Annotated in this window: 25 protein-coding genes and 1 pseudogene; 15 read left to right on the forward strand and 11 right to left on the reverse strand. The window is 57.5% G+C overall.

Going from position 1 to position 20,564, the window contains the following annotated elements:
* Positions 1-173 (reverse strand): transposase (locus B5M41_RS25885; protein WP_230640143.1); only part of this gene is annotated, 173 nt, incomplete at its 3' end.
* An 18-nt stretch (positions 174-191) separates the two neighbouring features.
* Here B5M41_RS25885 and B5M41_RS25890 point away from each other — a divergent pair.
* From B5M41_RS25890 to B5M41_RS25910, 5 genes are all read left to right on the forward strand, one after another.
* The gene (locus tag B5M41_RS25890) at positions 192-1,304 is read left to right on the forward strand and encodes a site-specific integrase (protein WP_230640365.1); all 1,113 of its coding nucleotides are present in this window, start codon (positions 192-194) and stop codon (positions 1,302-1,304) included.
* Between the two features lie 147 nt (positions 1,305-1,451).
* Positions 1,452-1,700: a CopG family ribbon-helix-helix protein gene (locus B5M41_RS25895; protein WP_134652548.1), complete on the forward strand. Its 249-nt coding sequence runs from the start codon at positions 1,452-1,454 to the stop codon at positions 1,698-1,700.
* Complete coding sequence (locus B5M41_RS25900) at positions 1,697-1,987, forward strand: type II toxin-antitoxin system RelE/ParE family toxin (RefSeq protein WP_134652546.1); 291 nt, start codon at positions 1,697-1,699, stop codon at positions 1,985-1,987. Before B5M41_RS25895 ends, B5M41_RS25900 begins: the two co-directional genes overlap by 4 nt.
* A gap of 384 nt (positions 1,988-2,371) precedes the next feature.
* Complete coding sequence (locus B5M41_RS25905) at positions 2,372-2,569, forward strand: hypothetical protein (RefSeq protein WP_134652544.1); 198 nt, start codon at positions 2,372-2,374, stop codon at positions 2,567-2,569.
* Positions 2,569-3,213 (forward strand): DNA methyltransferase, encoded by a 645-nt coding sequence (locus tag B5M41_RS25910; protein ID WP_134652542.1) that lies wholly within the window; start codon positions 2,569-2,571, stop codon positions 3,211-3,213. The genes B5M41_RS25905 and B5M41_RS25910 overlap by 1 nt, the downstream gene beginning before the upstream one ends.
* A gap of 83 nt (positions 3,214-3,296) precedes the next feature.
* Here B5M41_RS25910 and B5M41_RS25915 read toward each other — a convergent pair whose 3' ends face one another.
* On the reverse strand, positions 3,297-3,614 hold the full coding sequence (locus B5M41_RS25915; RefSeq protein WP_134652540.1) for a hypothetical protein: 318 nt from the start codon (positions 3,612-3,614) through the stop codon (positions 3,297-3,299).
* A gap of 128 nt (positions 3,615-3,742) precedes the next feature.
* Between B5M41_RS25915 and B5M41_RS25920 the strand changes: the two genes are divergently transcribed.
* Together B5M41_RS25920 and B5M41_RS25925 are read left to right on the forward strand one after the other, a co-directional pair.
* Positions 3,743-4,510, forward strand: a complete 768-nt coding sequence (locus B5M41_RS25920; RefSeq protein WP_209020912.1) for a hypothetical protein — start codon at positions 3,743-3,745, stop codon at positions 4,508-4,510.
* A 291-nt stretch (positions 4,511-4,801) separates the two neighbouring features.
* A complete protein-coding gene (locus B5M41_RS25925) occupies positions 4,802-6,223 on the forward strand; it encodes a hypothetical protein (RefSeq protein ID WP_134652538.1) in 1,422 nt (473 codons plus the stop codon).
* A 365-nt stretch (positions 6,224-6,588) separates the two neighbouring features.
* Here B5M41_RS25925 and B5M41_RS25930 read toward each other — a convergent pair whose 3' ends face one another.
* Positions 6,589-7,113, reverse strand: coding sequence for a hypothetical protein (locus B5M41_RS25930; protein WP_134652536.1), 525 nt, complete (start codon positions 7,111-7,113; stop codon positions 6,589-6,591).
* Positions 7,114-8,042: 929 nt separating this feature from the next.
* Here B5M41_RS25930 and dcm point away from each other — a divergent pair.
* The 5 genes from dcm (at position 8,043) to B5M41_RS25950 (ending at position 12,030) form a co-directional block, all read left to right on the forward strand.
* Complete coding sequence (gene dcm, locus B5M41_RS25935; protein WP_209020911.1) at positions 8,043-9,296, forward strand: DNA (cytosine-5-)-methyltransferase; 1,254 nt, start codon at positions 8,043-8,045, stop codon at positions 9,294-9,296.
* Positions 9,289-9,747, forward strand: a complete 459-nt coding sequence (locus tag B5M41_RS25940) for a very short patch repair endonuclease (protein ID WP_134652534.1) — start codon at positions 9,289-9,291, stop codon at positions 9,745-9,747. Before dcm ends, B5M41_RS25940 begins: the two co-directional genes overlap by 8 nt.
* On the forward strand, positions 9,744-11,069 hold the full coding sequence (locus B5M41_RS25945; RefSeq protein WP_134652532.1) for an MvaI/BcnI family restriction endonuclease: 1,326 nt from the start codon (positions 9,744-9,746) through the stop codon (positions 11,067-11,069). Before B5M41_RS25940 ends, B5M41_RS25945 begins: the two co-directional genes overlap by 4 nt.
* Positions 11,070-11,332: 263 nt before the next feature.
* A complete protein-coding gene (locus B5M41_RS27090; protein WP_134652554.1) occupies positions 11,333-11,638 on the forward strand; it encodes a 4-fold beta flower protein in 306 nt (101 codons plus the stop codon).
* An 8-nt stretch (positions 11,639-11,646) separates the two neighbouring features.
* Positions 11,647-12,030, forward strand: a complete 384-nt coding sequence (locus tag B5M41_RS25950; RefSeq protein WP_209020910.1) for a DUF2513 domain-containing protein — start codon at positions 11,647-11,649, stop codon at positions 12,028-12,030.
* On the opposite strand, the gene B5M41_RS25955 is transcribed toward B5M41_RS25950, so the two are convergent.
* The 4 genes from B5M41_RS25955 to B5M41_RS26955 all read right to left on the reverse strand — a co-directional run bounded on the left by B5M41_RS25955 (position 12,031) and on the right by B5M41_RS26955 (position 13,938).
* Complete coding sequence (locus B5M41_RS25955) at positions 12,031-12,795, reverse strand: hypothetical protein (protein ID WP_134652528.1); 765 nt, start codon at positions 12,793-12,795, stop codon at positions 12,031-12,033.
* Positions 12,796-12,944: 149 nt separating this feature from the next.
* A complete protein-coding gene (locus B5M41_RS25960) occupies positions 12,945-13,163 on the reverse strand; it encodes a hypothetical protein (protein WP_230640366.1) in 219 nt (72 codons plus the stop codon).
* A gap of 35 nt (positions 13,164-13,198) precedes the next feature.
* Positions 13,199-13,699, reverse strand: a complete 501-nt coding sequence (locus tag B5M41_RS25965; protein ID WP_134652526.1) for a recombinase zinc ribbon domain-containing protein — start codon at positions 13,697-13,699, stop codon at positions 13,199-13,201.
* Positions 13,678-13,938, reverse strand: a complete 261-nt coding sequence (locus B5M41_RS26955) for a recombinase family protein (RefSeq protein ID WP_329959107.1) — start codon at positions 13,936-13,938, stop codon at positions 13,678-13,680. The genes B5M41_RS25965 and B5M41_RS26955 overlap by 22 nt, the downstream gene beginning before the upstream one ends.
* Between B5M41_RS26955 and B5M41_RS25975 the strand changes: the two are divergent.
* Together B5M41_RS25975 and B5M41_RS25980 are read left to right on the forward strand one after the other, a co-directional pair.
* A pseudogene (locus B5M41_RS25975) lies at positions 13,858-14,025 on the forward strand (methyltransferase family protein); the annotation flags it as partial. The gene B5M41_RS26955 and the pseudogene B5M41_RS25975 sit on opposite strands and share 81 nt — an antisense overlap.
* A gap of 416 nt (positions 14,026-14,441) precedes the next feature.
* Positions 14,442-15,101: an alcohol dehydrogenase catalytic domain-containing protein gene (locus B5M41_RS25980; RefSeq protein ID WP_230640370.1), complete on the forward strand. Its 660-nt coding sequence runs from the start codon at positions 14,442-14,444 to the stop codon at positions 15,099-15,101.
* 266 nt (positions 15,102-15,367) lie between these two features.
* Here B5M41_RS25980 and B5M41_RS25985 read toward each other — a convergent pair whose 3' ends face one another.
* From B5M41_RS25985 to B5M41_RS25995, 3 genes are read right to left on the reverse strand one after another with little or no spacing between them, the layout of a single operon-like run.
* Positions 15,368-16,267: a plasmid partitioning protein RepB C-terminal domain-containing protein gene (locus B5M41_RS25985; RefSeq protein ID WP_134652522.1), complete on the reverse strand. Its 900-nt coding sequence runs from the start codon at positions 16,265-16,267 to the stop codon at positions 15,368-15,370.
* Positions 16,264-17,175, reverse strand: coding sequence for a plasmid partitioning protein RepB C-terminal domain-containing protein (locus B5M41_RS25990; RefSeq protein WP_134652520.1), 912 nt, complete (start codon positions 17,173-17,175; stop codon positions 16,264-16,266). The genes B5M41_RS25985 and B5M41_RS25990 overlap by 4 nt, the downstream gene beginning before the upstream one ends.
* A complete protein-coding gene (locus B5M41_RS25995; protein ID WP_230640367.1) occupies positions 17,175-18,740 on the reverse strand; it encodes a recombinase family protein in 1,566 nt (521 codons plus the stop codon). Before B5M41_RS25995 ends, B5M41_RS25990 begins: the two co-directional genes overlap by 1 nt.
* 100 nt (positions 18,741-18,840) lie before the next feature.
* Between B5M41_RS25995 and B5M41_RS26000 the strand changes: the two genes are divergently transcribed.
* Positions 18,841-19,458 (forward strand): hypothetical protein, encoded by a 618-nt coding sequence (locus tag B5M41_RS26000; protein ID WP_134652518.1) that lies wholly within the window; start codon positions 18,841-18,843, stop codon positions 19,456-19,458.
* An 874-nt stretch (positions 19,459-20,332) separates the two neighbouring features.
* On the opposite strand, the gene B5M41_RS26010 is transcribed toward B5M41_RS26000, so the two are convergent.
* The coding region (locus tag B5M41_RS26010) for a transposase (protein ID WP_230640368.1) at positions 20,333-20,564 on the reverse strand (232 nt) is incomplete at its 5' end.

Consider the following 20,564-nt stretch of genomic DNA (forward strand, 5'->3'; position numbering starts at 1 on the left):
CTGCGCCACCGATAAAGCAGATTGGGCGCGACGCCATGGCGGCGAGCGGTCGAAGATACCGTCTCGCCTGGTTCGAAACTCTGCTCAATGATCGTCAGCTTTTGCTCGGTTGTCCACCGCCTGCGGCGGACATCACCGGTCAGCAATTCAACGTGTCGATATGCGTTAGACATAAGCCTGTCCTCAAGCCTGTGCTTGAGCCTTTCTGCTTATGCCGACTGTCCGGTCGAAAGTGGGGGCAGTTCAGGGTTGAAGGGCACAGCATCCGCCTGCGGCTTCACCTGATCCCGTTCTTCGGCAAGATGGGTCTTTCCGAGATCACGGCGGGGACGGTTCAGGACTACCGGGTGCATCGCATCGGCACTTCCACGACTGGCAAGCCTCCGGCGCGCAGCACGCTTTACGACGAGGTCGGGACACTCCGGCAGGTCCTGAAAACCGCTATTCGGCACAAGTGGCTCAATCACCTGCCGGACCTGTCGCCACCCTACAAGACGCAAGGGAAGATCATGCACCGGCCGTGGTTCAGCCCTGCCGAATACAAGCAGCTTTATGAGGCCACGCGTCAGAATGCCAAGGGGCCGAAGAACCCATACTTCCGGTGGGAGGCCGAGCAGTTGCACGACTTCGTACTGTTCATGGGGAACACCGGCCTTCGACCGGATGAGGCCAAGCAGCTCCAGCACCGGGACGTGACGATTGTCGAGGACCCAGAGTCGCGTCAGCGCATTCTTGAGATTGAAGTGCGCGGCAAGCGCGGCATCGGCTGGTGCAAATCCATGCCTGGCGCGGTCAAACCGTATGAGCGCCTGCGCGACCGGCTCAAGCCGATGCGCGAAAAAGGTGAGGGCAAGGACGTTGAGGCCGTGGCGAAGCTGCCGGAGCCTGCCGATCTGTTGTTCCCCGGCAATTATCTCAAGATGTTCAACAACCTTCTTGAAGCTCAACATCTCAAGCTGGACCGCGACGGCAAGCCCCGAACAGCATACAGCCTACGTCACACCTATATCTGCCTGCGGCTCATGGAAGGTGCAGACGTCTACGCCATTGCCAAAAATTGCCGCACCAGCGTGGAGATGATCGAGAAATTCTACGCGGCGCATATCAAGACCACCTTGGACGCTTCCGTGATCAACGCCCGCAAGCCCAAGCAGCGGACCAATCGGGCACGGAAGATGCCGAGGGCGGCGGCACCGCCGCCCTTCCACGGAAACGAGGCTCCACAGCCTCGTAAAGACACCCGAACGGGTGTCCAAACGAACCGCTTGCCGGTTCGAAGCGCCCGCTTGGCGGGGCGCTCATAGAAGGTTTAGCCTTCTCGCAATCCGGCCACGCCTCTTCGGTGTGGTCGGGATTATTCACCACAATGAAAGTCCTCCCAAGTGAGTAGAACCTTGACGAACCACATTGGTTCACCAATAATCAAAGTGAACCAAGGAAAGTTAAATTCCATGACCGCAGCATTTACCGTGCGTGTGAAGGACGAAACCGCCAGCAAGCTGGATCAGCTTGCCGAAAAGCTGGATCGCTCCCGCTCTTATATGGCAGCCGAAGCCATCGAGGCTTTCGTTGAGCAGCAGGAATGGCAGCTTGCCGAGATTGAAGCCGGGTTAGCCGAGGCTGACCGTGGCGAGTTCGCCAGCGATGACGATGTGGCGAAGGTTGTCGGAAAATACGTCAAGTCCGCCCGTCAATCATGAGTGGTAAGCGTATTCGCTGGACGCTTCGGGCTTTGCGGCGGCTTGATGAAATCGGCGCTCATATCGAGCAGGACAATCCCGACGCGGCGGCTCGTGTGGTAGCGCGGATCGTGACGGCAGTGGACATGCTCGCGGAGCTACCTGCAAGCGGGCGGCCGGGTCGCATCAAAGGTACGCGTGAAGTGGTGCTGGCGGATATTCCCTACATCATACCGTATCGCGTTAGCCGTGATATCGAGATCATCACCGTCATGCACGCCCATCAGCGCTGGCCGCAGACGTTTTGACAAAATCGCCGTACCTCAGTCCGCGATTTTTGACAAAAATCAACAGCAGGGATGAGTGCAGGATACGCGGCGTTGATGCCATAGGCCCTGTTTGACAGCCGACTCCTTCTCGTAGAGCCGATTGTCGGCGGCTCTCTTCTTGACGCACTCTTACCCCGTTTGCCATGGGTACGGTTTTGTCGTTCCCCGTTACCGTCTGCGCTACACGGCCGGAACGGTCGGGGTATGCGCCCGGTTTTCGCCGCCGGCAATCGGCTGCCCGCTCCTTCGCTGCGCTCCCGTGTTGCCGTTGCCTGCGGTCGCCTTCGGCTCGCAAACACGTTCGCAAAAATCCCCCGACCGGCCGCGACAGGCGCAGCCGGATAACCAACGGGAGAACCGAACATGAAACCGACCCAAAAGAGCAAACCCGACTACGCCGTGTACGTCGTGGAAGGCGAGGGCGACAAAGCCCACTGGACAAAAATAGGCGCAGGCTGGTCCCACAGCGATGGCGACGGGTTCAACCTCACGCTTTCCGCCGTGCCACTTAATGGACGCCTGACCATTCGCAAGCCGAAAACCGAACGGGACGACGCGTAATGCGTCCCGCTCGCAACACCATCCTCTATGGCGACTGCATCTCCCTGATGCAGCGCCTTCCGGGCGGGGCGGTGGATTTCATCCTGACCGACCCACCGTATCTTGTCCGCTACCGTGACCGTCAGGGGCGGACGATTGCCAACGACGTGAACGGCGATTGGCTGAAACCTGCCTTTGCGGAAATGTACCGCGTCCTCAAACCTGGCGGACTTGCCGTGAGCTTCTACGGCTGGAACAAGGTCGATGCCTTCATGGATGCGTGGCGTTGCGCGGGCTTTCGCGTTGTCGGGCATCTGGTGTTCCAGAAGGGGTATGCGTCATCACAGCGCTTTTTGCGCCATACCCACGAGCAGGCCTATTTGCTGGCGAAGGGCTCAGCTGTTGAGCCACATCAGCCGTTGAGCGATGTGCTGCCGTGGGACAGCACCGGCAATCGGTTGCATCCGACGCAGAAACCGTTGCGGCCTCTGGAGGACATCATCTGCTCACTCACCCGGCCGGGGGATCTCGTGCTTGACCCCTTCTGCGGGTCAGGGAGCACTCTTGTTGCCGCGCGGCGCTGTGGGCGTGATTTTCTTGGCATCGAGCTTGAGCGGCGTCACTATATGACCGCTAGCTTGCGCGCGCACGCAGCCTTCCCATAAGGAGGGCTGCATTTTTTCGGCACGGCACGAAGGGGGTGCAGGGGTCTCCCCTGCAAACCGCGCGTAGCGCGGTCGCTTTGGTATTATGATAGACAGGTCACGCCGAGATAGCGCGGCAGCACGACCGGCAATGCGAAGAGCAGCATGCCGCCGATCGCAAGGCCCGGGCCACTGCTACTCCTCCCCAACGATACCACCCACATGATGACGCCGATGCAGGTAATAAGGACGCCGACGCCGTAGGCGACGGCGATCACCGAAGGCAGCAGCGTGCAGAATGTCATGGGCCGATAACCGAGCCAGCTGGCCGCGTGGTCGATGCCCAGCCCGATCAGCAGGACGATGCCCGTGAGGGCGGCAAGGGTGCCGATAACGCGTGTGACAAGAGGTGACTGCGACATAGGGAATCCTCGGCGGCAGGCGGAAATCCGGTGAGGCGGTAAATCCACAGACCGGTGTGCAAGGGGTGAAAGCTAGGGGGAATAGCGCACTTAACCACGGCTGAGCCCTCCACATTGGCCGAGGTTATGTGAAGGCGGAGGACAGGAACGCGCTGGAGCTATCCCGACGCGGCGAAGCCGCCGAAGGCTTGGATGACGGGGAGGGGGAGGAAGAGGCTGCCGTGGCTGCACCGGACGCCGGATACTCTGCTGCACTGGTGGAAGAGCTGACCGCCATCCGTACGGCGGCCATGCGGGTGGAGCTTGCCAACCGTCCGGCCGTCGCCCTTGCCGCGTTGCTGTATCCGCTGGTGTCCCGCATCTTCCACGATGCCTACCTGTCCTTCGACACAGCCTATGCGGTGGAGGTCAGCGGCCAGCGCCGTGACCTTGCCTGCTCCATCAAGGAAGCCGGAGAGGCCCGTGCCTTGGCGGCGTGGGACGCGATGAAGGAGGCGTGGGGAGAGCAACTTCCCGGTCAGTCTGCCGACCTGTGGGTATGGCTGCTTGAGCAGCCGATGGACCGGCTGTTGGATTTGCTGGCCTTCGTCACCGCTGACAATCTCAACGGAGTGAAGACCAAGTACGACCAGAGCGGAAGCCGCCTTGCGAATATCGAGCAGATTGCCGTGGCGGTAGACCTCGACATGCACCAGCATTGGGCACCACAAGCGGCCTTCCTGTCCCGCTTGTCCAAGGGGCAGATTGCCGAGGTGTTGCAGGAGGCCGGTTGTGCGCCGCACGCGGTGAGGGCCGTTGAAAAGGCCCCGAAAGCCGAGGCGGTGGCCGAAGCGGAAAAGCTGTTGCAGGGCACCGGCTGGCTTCCTATCCTGTTGCAGAGTGCAGCCACCGCGTGAACCGGCGACAGAGACCGATGTTGAAAGCCCGAACGTCATGTTCGGGCTTTTTTGTGGCGGATGCCTGACACGACCGGGTTCGACCCGGCCCGCGTCAGGGCGAGGGGGAGCCCCAAAGCCCCTCCTCTCGCGCTCTCCTCCCGCCCGGTGGTCGATGGCGTTTTGCAGGATTGGGAAGTCATCTTGGAGTTAGAGCAATCTACGTGTTCGCGATACCAATTGAGGCGAAGGGGCGTGCAAAAACTCCTATAAGTGGTAAAAATAGGGGGCCTCGATTAAATACGGTGAAGAATGATTTCGCAGCAGGACGTGATTAAAGCTATCGATGCCGCTGATGTGGATTTTTCATGGTGTTGGGAATGCTTTTGGAAATTAAGGCGCGGTGAGATAGAGCCGCAATATTTCGCGGATTTCCAAGTCCGGCTTACGAATGCTTTTGTGAAGCTTGATCGTGCGTACAGGGCTGTTAAGGCGGAGCAGGGTCGTCTTATTGAGAAAAAAAGCCATTACAAGGCCATCTGGTTTAAAGCCAGAATGGGCACGCTTCAGTCCTATCTAACGGCCATCAAGGAGGCGCTGGGGATAGGGAGGAGTCTTGGGGATGGTTTCGCCTGGATATTTTATCGGGATGAAAGCGCTTTGCTTGACGAACATGCCCGCGAACAACGGCAGTTTCTGTTACCGCCAAACGTGGGTGGTCTTGGAGAGCGGGCCTTCCTTGAGAAGATGCAGGGCATTGGGGGCATGCTTGTGCTGTATCATGCCATTACCTCTTTTTTGCGGCTTGGCGACGTCAGCTTTTTTGATGGTGGTGCAGGTCGTATTACGACAATTGGCGAGCTTAAGACCCGCCACGTTGAGGGCAACACCTATACCATAACCTTGGGCTGTGTTGCTGGGACAAAGAATAGTCCTCTTATTCAACAAGTGGAGCAGGCCTTAAACCAAGAGAAACGTGATTCCGCGTCCACGTTGGAAGGCGTTGTCGAGCAGAAGTTAAAGCGGCAGATGGATCAGATTGCCGAAGCCATCAAAAAGCAGGAGAAAAGCGCCGAAGATGTGAAGCTGAACACGCATGGGGACTTCCATTTTAAAATTTTGGAGGATGTTGTTCAGCGCAGCCATAGGAAATCTTTCGAATTTAGGAGAGCGGGAGCTGGGCTTGTTCTTGGGACATGGAGGCCCCGCTCGTTTGAAAGTCTTGGTCAACGGATTTTCAGAAAGAATGGCAACTTGGAGATGGCGCTGCTACCTGCGCAGCAGGCGGCCCAGGAAGTGCTGGATTCGAACCTTTCGGACAATTGCTTGTTTGTAAGTAGCATCGGTGACCATAAAGACGGTTTTCCCACGACGATGATCGGTGACGTTCCCTTGATGTGGTGGCCCCTTGGGGAAAATGTTTTACGGGATGTGCTCTTTGGCCATGTGTTCGTGGTCACGCTCTTCAATCCAGCGCAGCTATGGGCCATGCTTCGGCAGCGGGGATTTGTCATTACCACAAATGCGCGATCACAGGTGACAAGCATCTATCGGCAGCTTGGTGAGAAACGGTTTGAAATAGGTAACTTCCATCATTTCGAGCACTTGGTTCAGCACACGCTTATGGACGAAAACGCCGTAATAAATATGATTGAGGCGACGGCCGAGCGCGCAAATCTTGTCGCGGGAGACACTCCCATTAGGATAAATCTTCGGCCACGGGTAGTGGTTTGACAGTTGGCGGCGCACTTAACGCGGCTAAACTCGTGCTCGGGAGCGATTTTATCGGGAAAAGGCCGTAAAACGCGGGTTCGCATTTAACCGTCCGTGAGCGGGGGTATTTTTCGTGTCAACCATTTCCGATGAAGGATACGGTATGACCGAACTTCTTGGCCTTCTCAATATTGTATCTTGGCCCGGCGTTGTTGCCGCCGGGATATATACTCTGTCCAATTGCTACAGGGCGTGGCTTGCATCCCGACGGGTCTCCATGCGGGTAGGTGATATTCATATAGATGCGGCGGCCACGGAAGACGCCTTGCGGATCTTGCAGGCGTGCGAGCGGTTCGCGGAAGAAAGGGCTCACGCGCGTGATAGGCCTATTCCTCGTTATCGCGATAAAGAGGCTGATACCGTTCGGTTGGGGTCTTCCAGGACATGAAGAACTCCAGGGGGTTCTGGTTTCCGAGAAAATTTCGCGCGAGGGACAGACGTTCGAGAACCTGCCGCCGCTCGTCACGGGAGAGGTTTGCGGCGTGGTCCTCAACGCCGCGCAGGAACTGTTCGATATTCATGATCTCTGCCCATTGCTGGATGACCTGTCCCAGATGGTCGCGGCTTTCCTTGAAGGACTGCTGGATACGGCGCTGGTCTTCTTCCCGGCGGCGCCGTTCCTCGGCGGCCTCCCGTTCGCGGCGGGCGATTTCGGCCTTGCGGTCGGCTTCTTCCAGTTGGGCGACGAGAGCGACGGCGGCAGCCTCCAGGGCTTTGACGATGGTTCGGAGGGATTTGTCGAGTGGCACGGATTTTGTTTCCTGCCAGTCCGTGGTCCAGGTGACGCGCGAATAGGGTGAATAGGCCACCAGCCGCAGGCGTCCGGACGGATTTCCCTGGTGGTCGTCCACGTATGGTCCGCAAACCGACGGGAGGCCTTGGGCGGAACGTAGTCGGCATCCGGAATGTAGCGGCCATTGCCGATATAGCGCATCAGCGTCTGTTCGGACATTTCCACTATCGCGAGGCCGATGGCGACGGTTCCGATGTAGACGAGCGTCGGCCGGTCCGGTGACCAGAGGCTGGTGTGATAGTAGTTGCGCTGCTCGCGGCGTTCCTCCCGCTCATCGACGCGGCTGCGGTAGAATCCCTGACCGGAAGGTGCCATGACGACGCGATGGCCTGCTGACTGGAGGGCGATGTAAAGGCCGTTTGCGAACGTGAGGGCCTTGTCGAGGCACGCCTTCGATGTGGTGACGTCGAGCAGGAGCCGTTTGTAGGGTTTGAGATAGGCACCCTCCTCGACCGGGCGGCCGGTTTCGAAGTGCTGCCGGGCGCCATTGGACGAGGGGGTGGATGTTGTTCGCCGGAGCCGGGGTTGCGGGTGCGCGCCGGCGCCGGATCTGGACGCGGGGCTGGGGCGGGGGATGCAGCTTGCCGTCTTTTGACCAGTGTAACTGGTCTCCCGGTTGAGCTTCGGGCAGTGGGTCGCGGGCAGGGGCCTTGCCGACGGCGAGTTTCGCCCAGTAGCCTCGTTCGGGACGGGGCACGTTCAGTACTGTGCAGACGCGCGCCATGTAGCTGTCGGACACGTCGAAGCCTTTGGCGACTTCTGTCATGGGTTTGGACCAGACCAGTTCGTAAAGTTCTTCCCGGGTCATGGGGATATCCTCGTTTTTCATTTTTGAGGCTATGTTAGCGGCATTGCTGCCAACCCGGACTTGCGAAAATTCTTCTGTGCGAATTTGCCTCATTGGGTGAACAAAAAACGAACAGCCCCTTTGTTCGCTGAGTCAGTTTGTGCCAAGGTGGCAAAAATTGACACAGCGGAGATTCGGGAATGATGCATCAGGACGGTAAGACAGAGTTCGCGCGGCTCAGGGAGCAGGCCGGGCTTACCATTGAGGAAGCTGCCCGGATAACCAAGGTGTCGCTCCGTTCTGCCTACCGTCACGAAAACGGCGAATGCTCACCATCTCCGCTTGCCCTCGATATGCTCCGTCTGCTGGCCGAGAGTCACCGATTGCCCGAGAAACCGGTCCGGTTCCGCTTTATTGACCTGTTCGCCGGGATTGGTGGCCTCAGGGTAGGATTTGAGAGCATCGGTGGTAAATGTGTCTTCACCAGCGAGTGGGACAAGTATGCGGCCGAGACCTACCGGAAAAATTTCCCGGAGGATGAGGAGCATGTGTTCGCCGGCGACATCCGGGAATACACGAAGGATGACGCGGCTCTGGCGAGGATTCCGGCGCATGACGTGCTGCTGGCAGGGTTTCCGTGCCAGCCGTTCTCGATCGCGGGGGTCTCGAAGAAGAATGCGCTGGGACGGCCCCACGGCTTTCTGGACGCGACCCAGGGGACGCTGTTCTTCGATGTGGCGCAGATCATCCGCTACCACCAGCCGAAGGCTTTCCTGCTGGAGAACGTGAAAAACCTCCAGCGCCATGACAAGGGGCGCACGTTTGCCACTATCATGAACGTGCTGGAGAAAGAGCTGGGCTACAAGGTAGTGACCCGCATCGTTAGCGCCCGGCCCTGGGTTCCCCAAGGGAGAGATCGCATCTTTATCGCCGGGTTCCGGGATCACAGTGCAGCCTTCACGTTCGATGATGTGGCGATTCCGGAAGGTCCGGAGCCAACCTTGGGCAGCATCCTGCAATCCGGCGTCGATGCGAAATACACGCTGACCCCCAAACTCTGGGAATATCTCCAGAACTACAAGAAGAAGCACGAGGCCAAGGGCAACGGATTCGGGTTTGGGCTGTTTGGTCCGGGAGATGTGGCACGTACGCTGTCGGCCCGCTACTACAAGGATGGCTCGGAAATTCTGATCGATCAGGGGAAGGGGAAGCGTCCGCGCCGACTGACGCCGAAAGAGTGTGCCCGGCTGATGGGGTTCGAGCGCGGCAACCGCGTCTGGGAAATACCGGTGTCCGATACCCAGGCCTACAAGCAGTTCGGTAATGCGGTGGTGATGCCGGTGGTGGAGGCGATCGCCGAGGCGATGAGCCCCTGGCTGCCGGAAGCCCGGTCGGGTCAGGTTGTTTCTCTCCCCGAGACGGAAGAGGAGCTGAAAGCCGTCGTTAATGGCTGATATCGTTCCGTCCCATGTCCGCAGCCGGATGATGTCCGGCATACGTGGCAAGAACACGCGACCCGAGCTGCTTGTTCGCAAGGCCCTGCATGCGGCCGGGTTCCGGTACCGCCTGCATGAACGGGCATTGCCGGGCAAGCCCGATATGGTCTTTCCGAAGTATTCTGCCGTTATCTTTGTCCATGGCTGTTTCTGGCATGGCCATGACTGCCATCTGTTCCGGATGCCTTCGACGCGGACAGAATTCTGGCGGGCAAAGATCGCCGGGAATGTTGCTCGTGACTCTCTGGCCGTTACCCGTCTTCGTGAGACTGGATGGCGTGTTGGTACGGTGTGGGAGTGTGCGCTCAAGGGCAGGGAGAAGTTGCAGATTAATGATATCGCCACAACTCTTGCTGTATGGCTGCGAGGTGAAATACCCGAACTGGAAATCCGAGGCCTCGCAGCATGATCAATACCCTTGAAGCCCTTGTCGGGCTGATGCGCCAGGACGGTGCCGAGCGCATTTATGCCAAGAAACTCGCGCCGAATGACAACTCCAAGAACCAGATTTACCTGGGTGGCGACTTCTCTGCGCTGAACGTTATTCCGCACGGTGCTGTGGAGACCGACGAGTCGGAAACGGCCGGGAGTGTGCGCGATCGCGCCAAGGCCAATGTCCGGTTCTGGTGGATTGATGAAAATGGCCGCTATGAAGCCCCGAACGCCCAGCTCATTCTTTACCCCAAGTACCCCGAAGTGCGGATGTCCGGCTTTCTCAAGGGATGCCGGAATGCGCCGAGCGAGGTGATGCGCGTCCGGGACGAGGGGAGGGTGCTGTTTCTCGGGATCACCCGTGATGGACGAGTGCTGGGCTATGCCGTGCCGGCGGGCAGTCCGCTGGCGAACGCCATTTATGCCTCCACGAACCTGGAGCCTGCAGGCGTGTTCCTGGAAATTCCGGCGGTGCCGGAAGCTGGCAGCACCAAACAGCGGCTGCTGGAGACGCTTGCCGCCATCTATGCGAAACATTGGATCCCCTCGCAGAAGCTTGGCGCCGATGGCGTTGCCCGCCCCTATGTCGCCCGGAACGGCGGCGGCTATACGCTGGAGGCCGAGCTGGGAATTTCGCCGAATGGTTATTCCGAGCCCGACTATCTGGGATGGGAAATCAAGCAGTATGGTGTGACGGACTTTGACAAGTACCGGCCGACAAGCCCGGTTACTCTGTTGACGCCCGAGCCGACCGGCGGCTTTTATCGTGAGCAGGGGGTGGAAGCGTTCCTTCGGCGGTTCGGCTATGCCGACAAGAGCGGGAAGGTGGGGCGCTTAAACTTTGGTGGCGTTTATTCCAGTGTCCGGACTTATCACGCCGATACCGGGCTCCAGTTGCGTCTGACCGGCTACGACTTTGAATCCGGCAAGATCACCGACCTGGCCGGAGGTATAGCCCTGCTGGACCAGCACGGTGAGATTGCCGCTCTGTGGAAGTACACTGGTATCATCGAGCACTGGAACCGCAAACACGCGCAGGCAGCCTACGTTCCCTCGCTCTTCCAGACGCCACCGCCCGCTTATCGGTACGGACCGCGCGTTCAGTTATGCGAACAGACGGACCTGATCCTGTTCTTCAAGGCTGTAGCAGCGGGTACGGTCTACTACGATCCGGCCATCAAGCTGGAGAGCGATGGCGCCGGAAACTTCCGTATCAAGCGGCGGAGCCAGTTCCGTATCCGGCATGACCAGCTCGGGCAGATGTATCATGCGACCGAGCTGGTTGAGCTAGCAATCTAGGTAGTATCCCGGAAGGCGAAATCAGTGCCGATCACTCCGGCAGGTCGAGAGCAGTAACATTGTCAGCGCCGAAAAGCTTTGTATGGAGTGCTCCCCATTTCACCGGACAGATCGGCTAGTTTGATTTAGCCCTGATGAACTGCCGAGGGGAAGCCATCTTGAGTGCGGAATGGGGAGCACTCCAGTCTGATCCATAAGAGTTTCCAGAATCAAGGTTAAGTTGTAATATGATAGCCGTCAAACTTAACGTTATTGGGGGCTGTATGGACTGGCTTTGGACATGGAGCGGAAAATGCTTTGGTTATCGCGACGGTGACCATTTGTGGACCTATGATGGGCGGCATGTAGGTCGGTTCAGCGGTGATACCATCTACGATCGCCATGGGCGTTATCTCGGTGAGGTCATGAACGACAACCGGCTCATACGGCGAAAAGGCGGTTCCAGCGTTCGCAGTTCCTCGTTTACTCCTTGGGCAAAACGGGCTGCCTACGCGAAATATGCGAACTACGCCGGATATGCGATGTACGCTGGATATGAGGATTTTCCCGGCCCGGAGCTATTCTCGTGAAGCGTGACATGGACCTTATTCGCGAGTTGGCGCTGTGGCTTGAGAGGAAAGACGATCATGCCGTTCGTAAGCCCCAAGACATCCAAATTGATGGATATAGCTTCGGTCAAATTGGCCATCATCTGAACCGCATGTACGAGGCTGGTCTGATCTCCGCCGAAGTTTTGAAAAGCAAGACCACGCCAGATAGAATTATAGAAGTCTGGCCGTTCGATCTAAGCTGGGCTGGTCATGAGTTTGTCGATAGTGTTCGCGACCCTGAAATTTGGGCGAAGGCGAAAGCGGGGGTCCAAGAAGCTGGAGGATTTAGTCTGGATTTGCTGAAAGCATTGGCCAAAAGCTTTTTGAAAAAGAAGCTGGAGCAGCATACGGGCGTTGAAATTAATCTTTAGCTACCTGTTTTGGCGAGGGGAGGAGTATCCTTCAGCTGCTTCGAGCGCTTCGTGTTGTTCTTCTAGTGCCTGAAGCTCTTTAAAATCATCATGGTGATGCTGGCGGAATCGGTCCTCAAACCACGTACTGAAGTCCTGCATCAAGGTGATGTGTGGTTCAAAAATACTGCGAAGGGTCAAAAATTCGTCGCAGGTTTTCAGAAATCGTGCAGCGGGTGCGCTCCAGCCATCCCACTCCAGAAATCGAGTAGTTTTATATTGAATTCCGGCCGTAATGTCGCATGGCGTTCCCTCATCTGTTGCAGGGGCTCCGGTTGCCACCATCTTCAGAGTCATTTGAGAGTCAGGAAGTTCCCGATGAGTCATGTAGTTGCGTAGGTCCCGTACAAATCTCGCTAATTCGGAAGAATGGAAGCGTTTTTGAATTTCGCCGCTGTAATCATTATAAAAGGCGGTTCCTCTATAGTGTTCATTCATAAAATTACGCGAATGATCGATGAATGTTGAAATCGAGCACAGGTAGTTGTGGACGATCCTACTTGACTCCCGATGTATCTGCTTAGAGGCCTCTTCGTTCTGTATGTAAAAGGCCTGCATCATAAAATCGGCGTTTTCGGTCATGTCGATCAGTTGTGATAGTTCTTTTGCATTTGTGAAGAGGATATTCTCTGTAAATGTCCGAGAGTGAAGGCGATTTAGGGCTGCAACCCCGGCAGATTTCAGTATGACGTCTAAATAAAAACGCCCCGCGTTATGCTCAGCCATTGAATTGAATCTCCACTCTGACGAGAAACATCCTACATGATCCTACGCATGGTAGGGAGACGTTGTGTTTAGCACCGAATTTAGCACAAAATTTTTCTTTTTCTGAATTATGCAATAATTACAGTTTGATACGGGTGTAGCCGTCAGGCTCATAACCTGAAGGCCGCAGGTTCAAATCCTGCCCCCGCAACCACTGAGACTTGAATGTTTGCCCATTCAAGTCGCTTCATAGAAAGCTCCTCCGCGTAAGCGTCGAGGAGCTTTTTTTGTTTGGCCTCCGTGTCGACCTCGCCGGCACTCAGCTTCTCCAGATAATCGTGCTGCTTCAGTGCCTCGAACTGTTTCTCGAGGATCGTTGCGGCTTCCATCGCCGCGAGGATCGAGGCGATCCGGCCGTGGACCCTCAAGGGATGCCGGCTGATGGCCGGGGGTCTTGCCGATCACCACCTTCTGGATGAACTGGCGCACGAGGTTGATGAACGGCTGCTTCGTTTCTGTGTTCCTGTTCGGCAACCTTCAATTCCCCGGAAATGCGCTGGCGCTCGTCCGGTTCCTTCTTCATCGAGGCTGCAAGGTTCTGGCGGGCCTGTCCGGCGACATCGTCGAATACACCCATGCCGAAGAAGGCGGCAGGCAGGCAGGACAGCACCCGATCCTCCAGGTTCTTGCGCAGAATGGTCTTCTTGTTGGAGCAGCAGGCGCCGTCGAGTCCGTCGATCGGCAGCTTGTTCTTGTGGTTGGAGCAGCCGTAGCGTTCCTTGGCCATGATGGCGTAGGAGCCACCGCATTCTGCGCACTCCAGCATTCCGCTCAGCAGGTAGCTCGGCCGGTGCGTCCTGTTCAGCCGATTGGTGGTTGTGCGGGAAAAATTCTCGAGTGTCGTCAGTTGCCGTTCTTTACGCACGCCCAAAGTTCGTCGCTGACGATGCGCATGGACGGCACTTCGGTCACGACCCAGTCGCTTTTGTCGTTGAGGCGAGCGGTTCGGCGTTCGGTTTCCGGGTTCTTGCGGTAGTTCTGCTTGTTCCAGACGATCCGGCCGACATAGAGCTCGTTGTGAAGAATGCCGGTCTGGCGATCGGCCTCGACGGGCCGATCGCCTTCGCCTTGCTCCCGTTGGTGCTGGTCGCGATCCAGACGCAGGTGATAGCCCGCGAGGAGCGCTATCTCGAAGCGAAGTTCGGCGACGACTACCGCCGCTACAAGGCCGAGGTGCGCCGTTGGCTCTGACTATTCTGCCGCTGCTGCCTGCGGGCCGGCTGACCCCGCAGTCCACCTAGCGCCGGCGGAGACGCACATGTCCAAAACCAGAGATACCGAAGCCAGCACCAGCATATTTTGACCGACCGTTCTTGGAGAAGCCTGGCACACATGGAGTTCGATATGTCACCTCCGACCTGTCAATGGCACTTCCGCGCGCTGCAGGGGGTGATCTCGATGGTCAACCGAAGCCCATCTTGCACGGTTTCCCGGACCCCATCCGTCGACGGCGACGCCCTCCCTTACCGAGTTCATTCTCCGCGTAGGCGTTGCCTATCCTTAGGACCACATGTGCATCGCGCCTGCACGACACCTGCCTGCGATGCGATGAATGCCGCGACGGCTATGAGGCCATCTACCAGCATCAACGAGCCTATGGCTTGAGCGTGCCGGGAGGGTTCGCGGAATATGCCGTCGCCGATGTCGCATTCGCCGTGCGACTGCCGTCGGATGTAGACCCTTCGACGATGGTGCCGGTCATGTGCGCCAGCGTCACCGCCTATTGCGCCATTCGACGGGCGGACCTGACCGCCGGCGAAAGGTTGGCCGTCGATGGCTGCGGCGGCCTTGGCCTTTATGCGTTGCAGATCGCGACCCGCATGGGCGTTCACATGCTGGCCGTGGACCGCAATCCGGCAAAGCTGGACCATGCCCGCCGCTATGGCGCGGCAGAGGTCGCCGTCGCCGGCGAAAGGCTTGAGCAAAACCTTGCGGCCAATCCCGGCTACCATCCTGGGATCAATTCCGCGCCGATTCCCGCCACCTGGTCGGCGATCGTCGCATCGATCCGGCCGCGCGGGCGCATCGCCGCCTCGGCGCTGATGTCTGAACCGGTTCCACTCATTCAGGAATGGCTGACGGCGACTGGCGTCGCAATCACCGGAACCGGCGTCGGTACGCGCCAGGAAATGCGCGAGATCGTCGCCATGCATGCCAGGCAGCCGCTACTCAATCCGATCGAGCAGATTTACCTGTCCCGTGCCACGGATGCGCTTGTCGCACTTGAGGAGGGGAAAGCGGGCGGGCGCTTCGTGATACGGTATTGATGAGACGATGCTTCGGACCACATCAACGACATTGCGAATCAGCGCGCAAGCGAGAGCCGCGTCTTTTTCAGATTGCCTGTAGCTTGAAATCATTCGCGGCAACCGGCATGACGCCCCGCAAGATGCATGCCACGATTTAGGCTCTCCAATGCTATAGATCACGGGTCTTTCAACGGTGATCGTGGCCTGCCGCACGACAAAAAGGTACGTTGCCTCGCCACTGCAGGCCTATCGACCACTTCCCGTCCTGGTTTGTTTGCAAGCAGTTATTCCCTTTCTAGTGACATAGCGTCCGCCTTAATGGCTTCCATGACTTTCTCAAGTTCTCCGGCCATATCGGCATGGTATCGCAGCAGATAATCAACGACAGCGTCATTTCTTAGCAGGCGGGAAAGGTAGCCTTTGGCAACGACCAGCACGAGCATCGTGTCGCCAAGCGTATCCTGAACTGTTCGATAGTCCTGATAGAGCCTTTCCATCTCCCGCTCCATGCGGGCAATGTCTTCCGCAGAGGCCTCTATCGGTTTAGGTTTCTTCGGCTCCAGAAGAAGCTCGGGGCGTGTCGCCGAAAGGATCATGGTCGCATAGGTTATCGTAAAGCGATTTGCCGCGATCATCATTTCGGCGGCTTCGATCTGCCTCATTGGCTTCATCTTGCGCAGGATGGGGAATACACCGCGCGCCGCCAGCCTATCCTTAAGCAATTCCACCACCTCGGGCGCGATACCGTCCAGCATGCGCTGCCGTTCGCGGATACGTTCCACATTGACGCTGAGCGCTTTAGCTATGCGTTCAGCAGGAACCTTTTTAGCAATTGCCTGCATGATCATGCGGTGTTCCTGCACAGCACTCAGCCGATTGACCTGTCGATTGAACGTGAAGCCTTCGTCGTCTTTCGAAAGAAGACAGACGGCATGCGTCGCACCGAGAACCTTGAGGCATTCCAGCCGCACATGCCCGTCGAGAAGAATGTACTTTCTGCCTCCGTCTTTCCCACCCTTTTCGGGGAACACCGCCAGCGGCTCTATGATGCCGACTTCCTGTATCGACGCGAGGATCGTCTTGAACTTTGAGGAGTACCGCAGACTGGGTGACAGTGTGCGTGTCGGCAGAATGTCGTTTGCAGGCACCGTGATGGTATGCTGTTCGAAGGTGGAGCGGCTCATTGGCTTTTTCCTCCGGAAAGGCGGTCGGCGAGCGGCTTGGGCATATCGACGATCCCCTCCGCTCGCAGCAGCGTCCGAAAATGCTCCTCCGAATGCAGCTTGCGCATAGCAGAGACGACAAAGAGCAGCCGCTGTTCCGCCACATCCGCTTTCTGGATGGCGAGACGCTGGCGCCGAACTTCCTCCTGGAAGGTCTGCGCCAGCCTTGCTGCCGTCATGGGCTTCTCGTTGCGCTGAATTACCTTCTGGTATTTTTGACCGAACGCCTTGCGTTTATCGATCAGCCGCCGGACTTTCAGAAGCTGGTCCCCCTTTAGAGTTCCAGTTTCGTAGGCTTCCATCATAGCGATCTGAACGTCGGCCTCGCTGGATCGAGCGATTTCGACGGCTAGGGAAAGCGGCAGCCATCCTTTTTCAACGGCGGTTATGAGGCGCTCTTCTCCCGCGCGCAGCAACTGGAGGATTCCCTGGATGTAGCTCGGATCCAGCCCAGTTTTCTGGCCGATCTGCACATTGGTGTACCCTCGATCTGAAAGCACCTGGACGGCGTTCAGGAGATCCTGGCTGGAGTGCTGTCGGCGGGCCAGGTTTTCGACGAGGCTCATCAGATAGCGGTCCGTTTCAGGAGCGGCTATGATCATCGCTGGAATATGGGTTTCGCCGAGAGCCTTGAAGGCCTCTATCCGGCCTTGGCCGCATATGAGCTCGTATCGCTGCCCCTGTTCATCCATGCCGGCTTCCGCAACCGTGATCGGGCGTTTCAGTCCTACAGTGGCTATACTTTCGACGACACCGGCAAAGGTTTTCTTGCTTCTCGCCCGGGGATTGAGAATGCGTATTCTATCAATGGGAATGGATATAATCTGCTGCGCGTGGCCAGCATGATGCTCTGTCGGACGTGTTGCCATCAGATGATATCCTTTATCCTGGTGCGCTTGACGAGGTGGTACAGGGCGTCGAGGGTGTCGAACCGGTAAACGTCAAGTTCGCTGGCGTTGTTTTCGAAGAGGCGTAGCTTCTCGCCGGAACAGTCCAGCGCAGGCAGGATGTAGAAATCCTTGATGCAGGCTTCCTCCGGTTCCATTCTTGCGGCGATGGTAATGTCCGCACAGAGGCCGGTGTCGAAGCGAATGAACCACCGCTTTCGGCCGGCTGTGCTAATATGGCAGCGGCTTAAGACCAGGGACGCGCGGATTTCCTCGTTCACGATGAACATGGAGCTGGCGCCATCATTTCTGACCCTCGCGCCTGTCTCATGCACTCGCGAGACTATGCTCGTTATGATGCCGGGATATTGTTGGCGGAGACGGCGATTGATATCGACATAGCGATAGTCGCGATCCGGCTGATATCCGATGAGTTTGTACGTCCGAAGCAGGCTGCCGAAACGGCTTTGATAGGCGCTGGCTGAGGGACAACTATCCGCCTCATCGATGATCAGCCCGGAGAGATAGCCATGGCGCTGCAGCACGCGTTGCAGCGCGTTCAGCATCTCCTCGTTGTCGGGCCGGTGCGACCTGGTAGCGATAATTTTCTGCGCCGCATTGAAAAGCTTCGGATCAATGATTGATTCGAACACGCCATCGGCCCTGACCCAAAGCGCAGGATCGTTTTGCACGCGCTTGGTCTTGAGCTTGAAAGATCGCCGGTTCCAGACATTGTTGCCAATGTATTTCTCGTTGGTGAGAACCTGGCGGACGGTACTGCGTGTCCAAGGGCGTTCGAGGTCGGTGTGAACCCCTTCCCAGTTCAGGCGGTTTGCGATCTGCTGTTCGGTCAAGCCGCGTTCGATAAAGTCCGCATAGATGCGCCTGACAACGGTGATCTCTTCAGGTGGTCCTGGTACGAGAACCACTCGGTCTGTCTGAATACTCTTATGTTCGAGGCGACGAAGCTGGAACTTCGCATTGCCGGAGTCATCCACGAGAAGCCGGCGCAAACCAAATCCTGCCGGTCCCCCTTGCCGGAAACCTTTTTTGATAAGGGTCGTTTGCCCCATATGCACTTTCGTTGAAAGTACCCGGCTATAGTCGCTTGCAGAACTGTTCGATACGAGAAGCTGGATTTTCGAGCCGATGTCGCCACCGTTCTGAAACCGCTCTCCGCAGAACTCCACGCGGACGCCGGCTTTCTTGCAATGGTGCATATAATAGATGCCTTCATCGAGGTCTTGGAATCGACCCCAGCGGCTCACGTCGTAGACGAGGATCAGTTCGTAATCGGCGTTGCCGCTTTCCACATCGGAAATCATCTTCCGGATGCCCGGCCTACCTTCAAATGTAAGGCCGCTAATGCCCTCGTCGGAATATGTGCGTACGATCTCGATATTGTTTTTTGCAGCATAATCCTGAATCGCGCCCGCCTGATTCTCAGTGGAATAGCGCTGATGTTCGGTCGACATCCGAAGATACTGGGCTGCGCGTATCGGAGCGCTCGCCGAAACGGCGGATGTATTATCGATCAGTCCAATCATGCACGCCCCTGAAGCAACACGATCAGGTCATTGCGGATGTTTGTAACTACCGGCCACCTAATCTTCCGACGTCTTCAGCTTATGGGAGTCGTTTGGAAGGATGTTGCAGAAAAACGGAAATAATATCCGGGATAGAAAGGGCCGTCGGGCACGCTTCAACTATCCTGAAGTCATCAGTGTTGCGCTGAAGCAGGAAAGTATGGGAAGGCCAGACTTTGCGATCGCTGTGGGGAATTGGACGGGCGCGTCGGACAGAACGGTGCTGAACTGGCTGAATGGCCTGACTGGCCCAAATGGAGCCTACCTCATCCAGCTTTTGCGTCGGTCCGACGAGGTTTTGAAGACCGTGCTGGCGCTTGCGCAAAGACAGGAAATACTATCGGCTTATTATGATCACGAGAAACTGCAGGCCGCGGACAGGGCGAAAGATGATGTTTCTGCTCGACCGGAGTCAGCTACGCATTCTGTGCAGGATGTCCCTAATCGTGACCCCAATGACCCTCATAGTGTCCCTGATCCATATTCCGAGCAGGGAATGCGGCAGCGATGGTTTCTTCGCCAGCTTGAGGCGCAGAAGAATGCCCGTGCCGTGCATATCGCTGAGTTTTTTGGTGTATCTCTAAAGACTGGCAAGCGAGATATCGCCGCCCTGATGGCGCGTGGGGCTATTGCCTATCGAGGGAATAGGCGACGAGGCTGCTATACAATTGTAATGTGAATGGCACGAATTAAGTAGGCTGCTGAGAGCTTCCGTCAGGTGCTGCGTGTCGTCGGCTACTAAGGTCCAGCGCCAACCGCCGTGGTGCCGGCGGTCCTACCACGCTCGATCCGCACCGGCCAGCCGCCTGATCCGGTTCTTTGCCTTCTTCTCGGCCAGCTTGCCGCCGACACCAGATGGGCGGGGCAGGGGATTGGCATCGGCCTCGTTAAACACGGCTGCAGCGTTGCATTCAGGCCGCCGCCCTCGTTGGCGGTCGGGCGCTGATGGTCAATGTCACAGATGAGGAAGCCGCCGAATTCTGGAGGCGGCGCGGCTTCCTGCCCTCGAAAGACGACTCGCTCGTCCTCATTCGTTCATTGCCGACATCTCCGCATCGATGGCCGAAGAATGAGTCTTACACAGTCGGCAATGTTCACCACGCCGTCTGATCCAGCCGCTTGTCGAGTTCACGGACGGAAATGCCGAGCAGTTCGGCAGCCCGCGATTCACCGATGATCCCCCCCCGCTAGGGCGCGATAGCAGAGGCGCTCGAAACGCCTTGGCTCTTCCACATCTGGTGCCATGCTTTCAGGCTCCTCATAAGGTGCATCGCGCCATCCTCGTACTGCAAAGATCTTGAAGAGCCGTGCGCAAGCGGGCGGACTGATGATGCCGAGATCTTTGCAGCGGTAGGTGAGGGCCTGAACGCTCACTCCGAAACGTTTTTTTAACGCCACCAGCTCTCCAATACTGATCGACGATCGATGCGCGCCAACCTCCGCACGCAAGACGTCAGGGGCATCAGAAAGGCACCCGCGAAGCGATGCGCGGCTTTCTCCACATCGACCCCGTCGCAGGGCGAGATGACAATATGTCCTAGTCTCAGGACTCGTTAGAGCCAGAAAATGACGGCTGCAGCGATGCAGATGGCCGAGAAGAAGGTGTGGGCGCATCGGTCGTAGCGAGTTGCGATGCGGCGCCAGTCCTTGAGTTTTGCGAACAGGTTCTCGACCTTGTGGCGCTGACGGCAAAGGGCGGTGTCGTAGGCGTATGGGACTTTGCGGCTTCGGCTCGAGGGGATGCACGGCTCGATGTCTCGTGCTTCCAGTTCCTGGCGCAACCAG

This window comes from Shinella sumterensis (assembly GCF_004514425.2).
GTDB lineage: Bacteria > Pseudomonadota > Alphaproteobacteria > Rhizobiales > Rhizobiaceae > Shinella > Shinella sumterensis.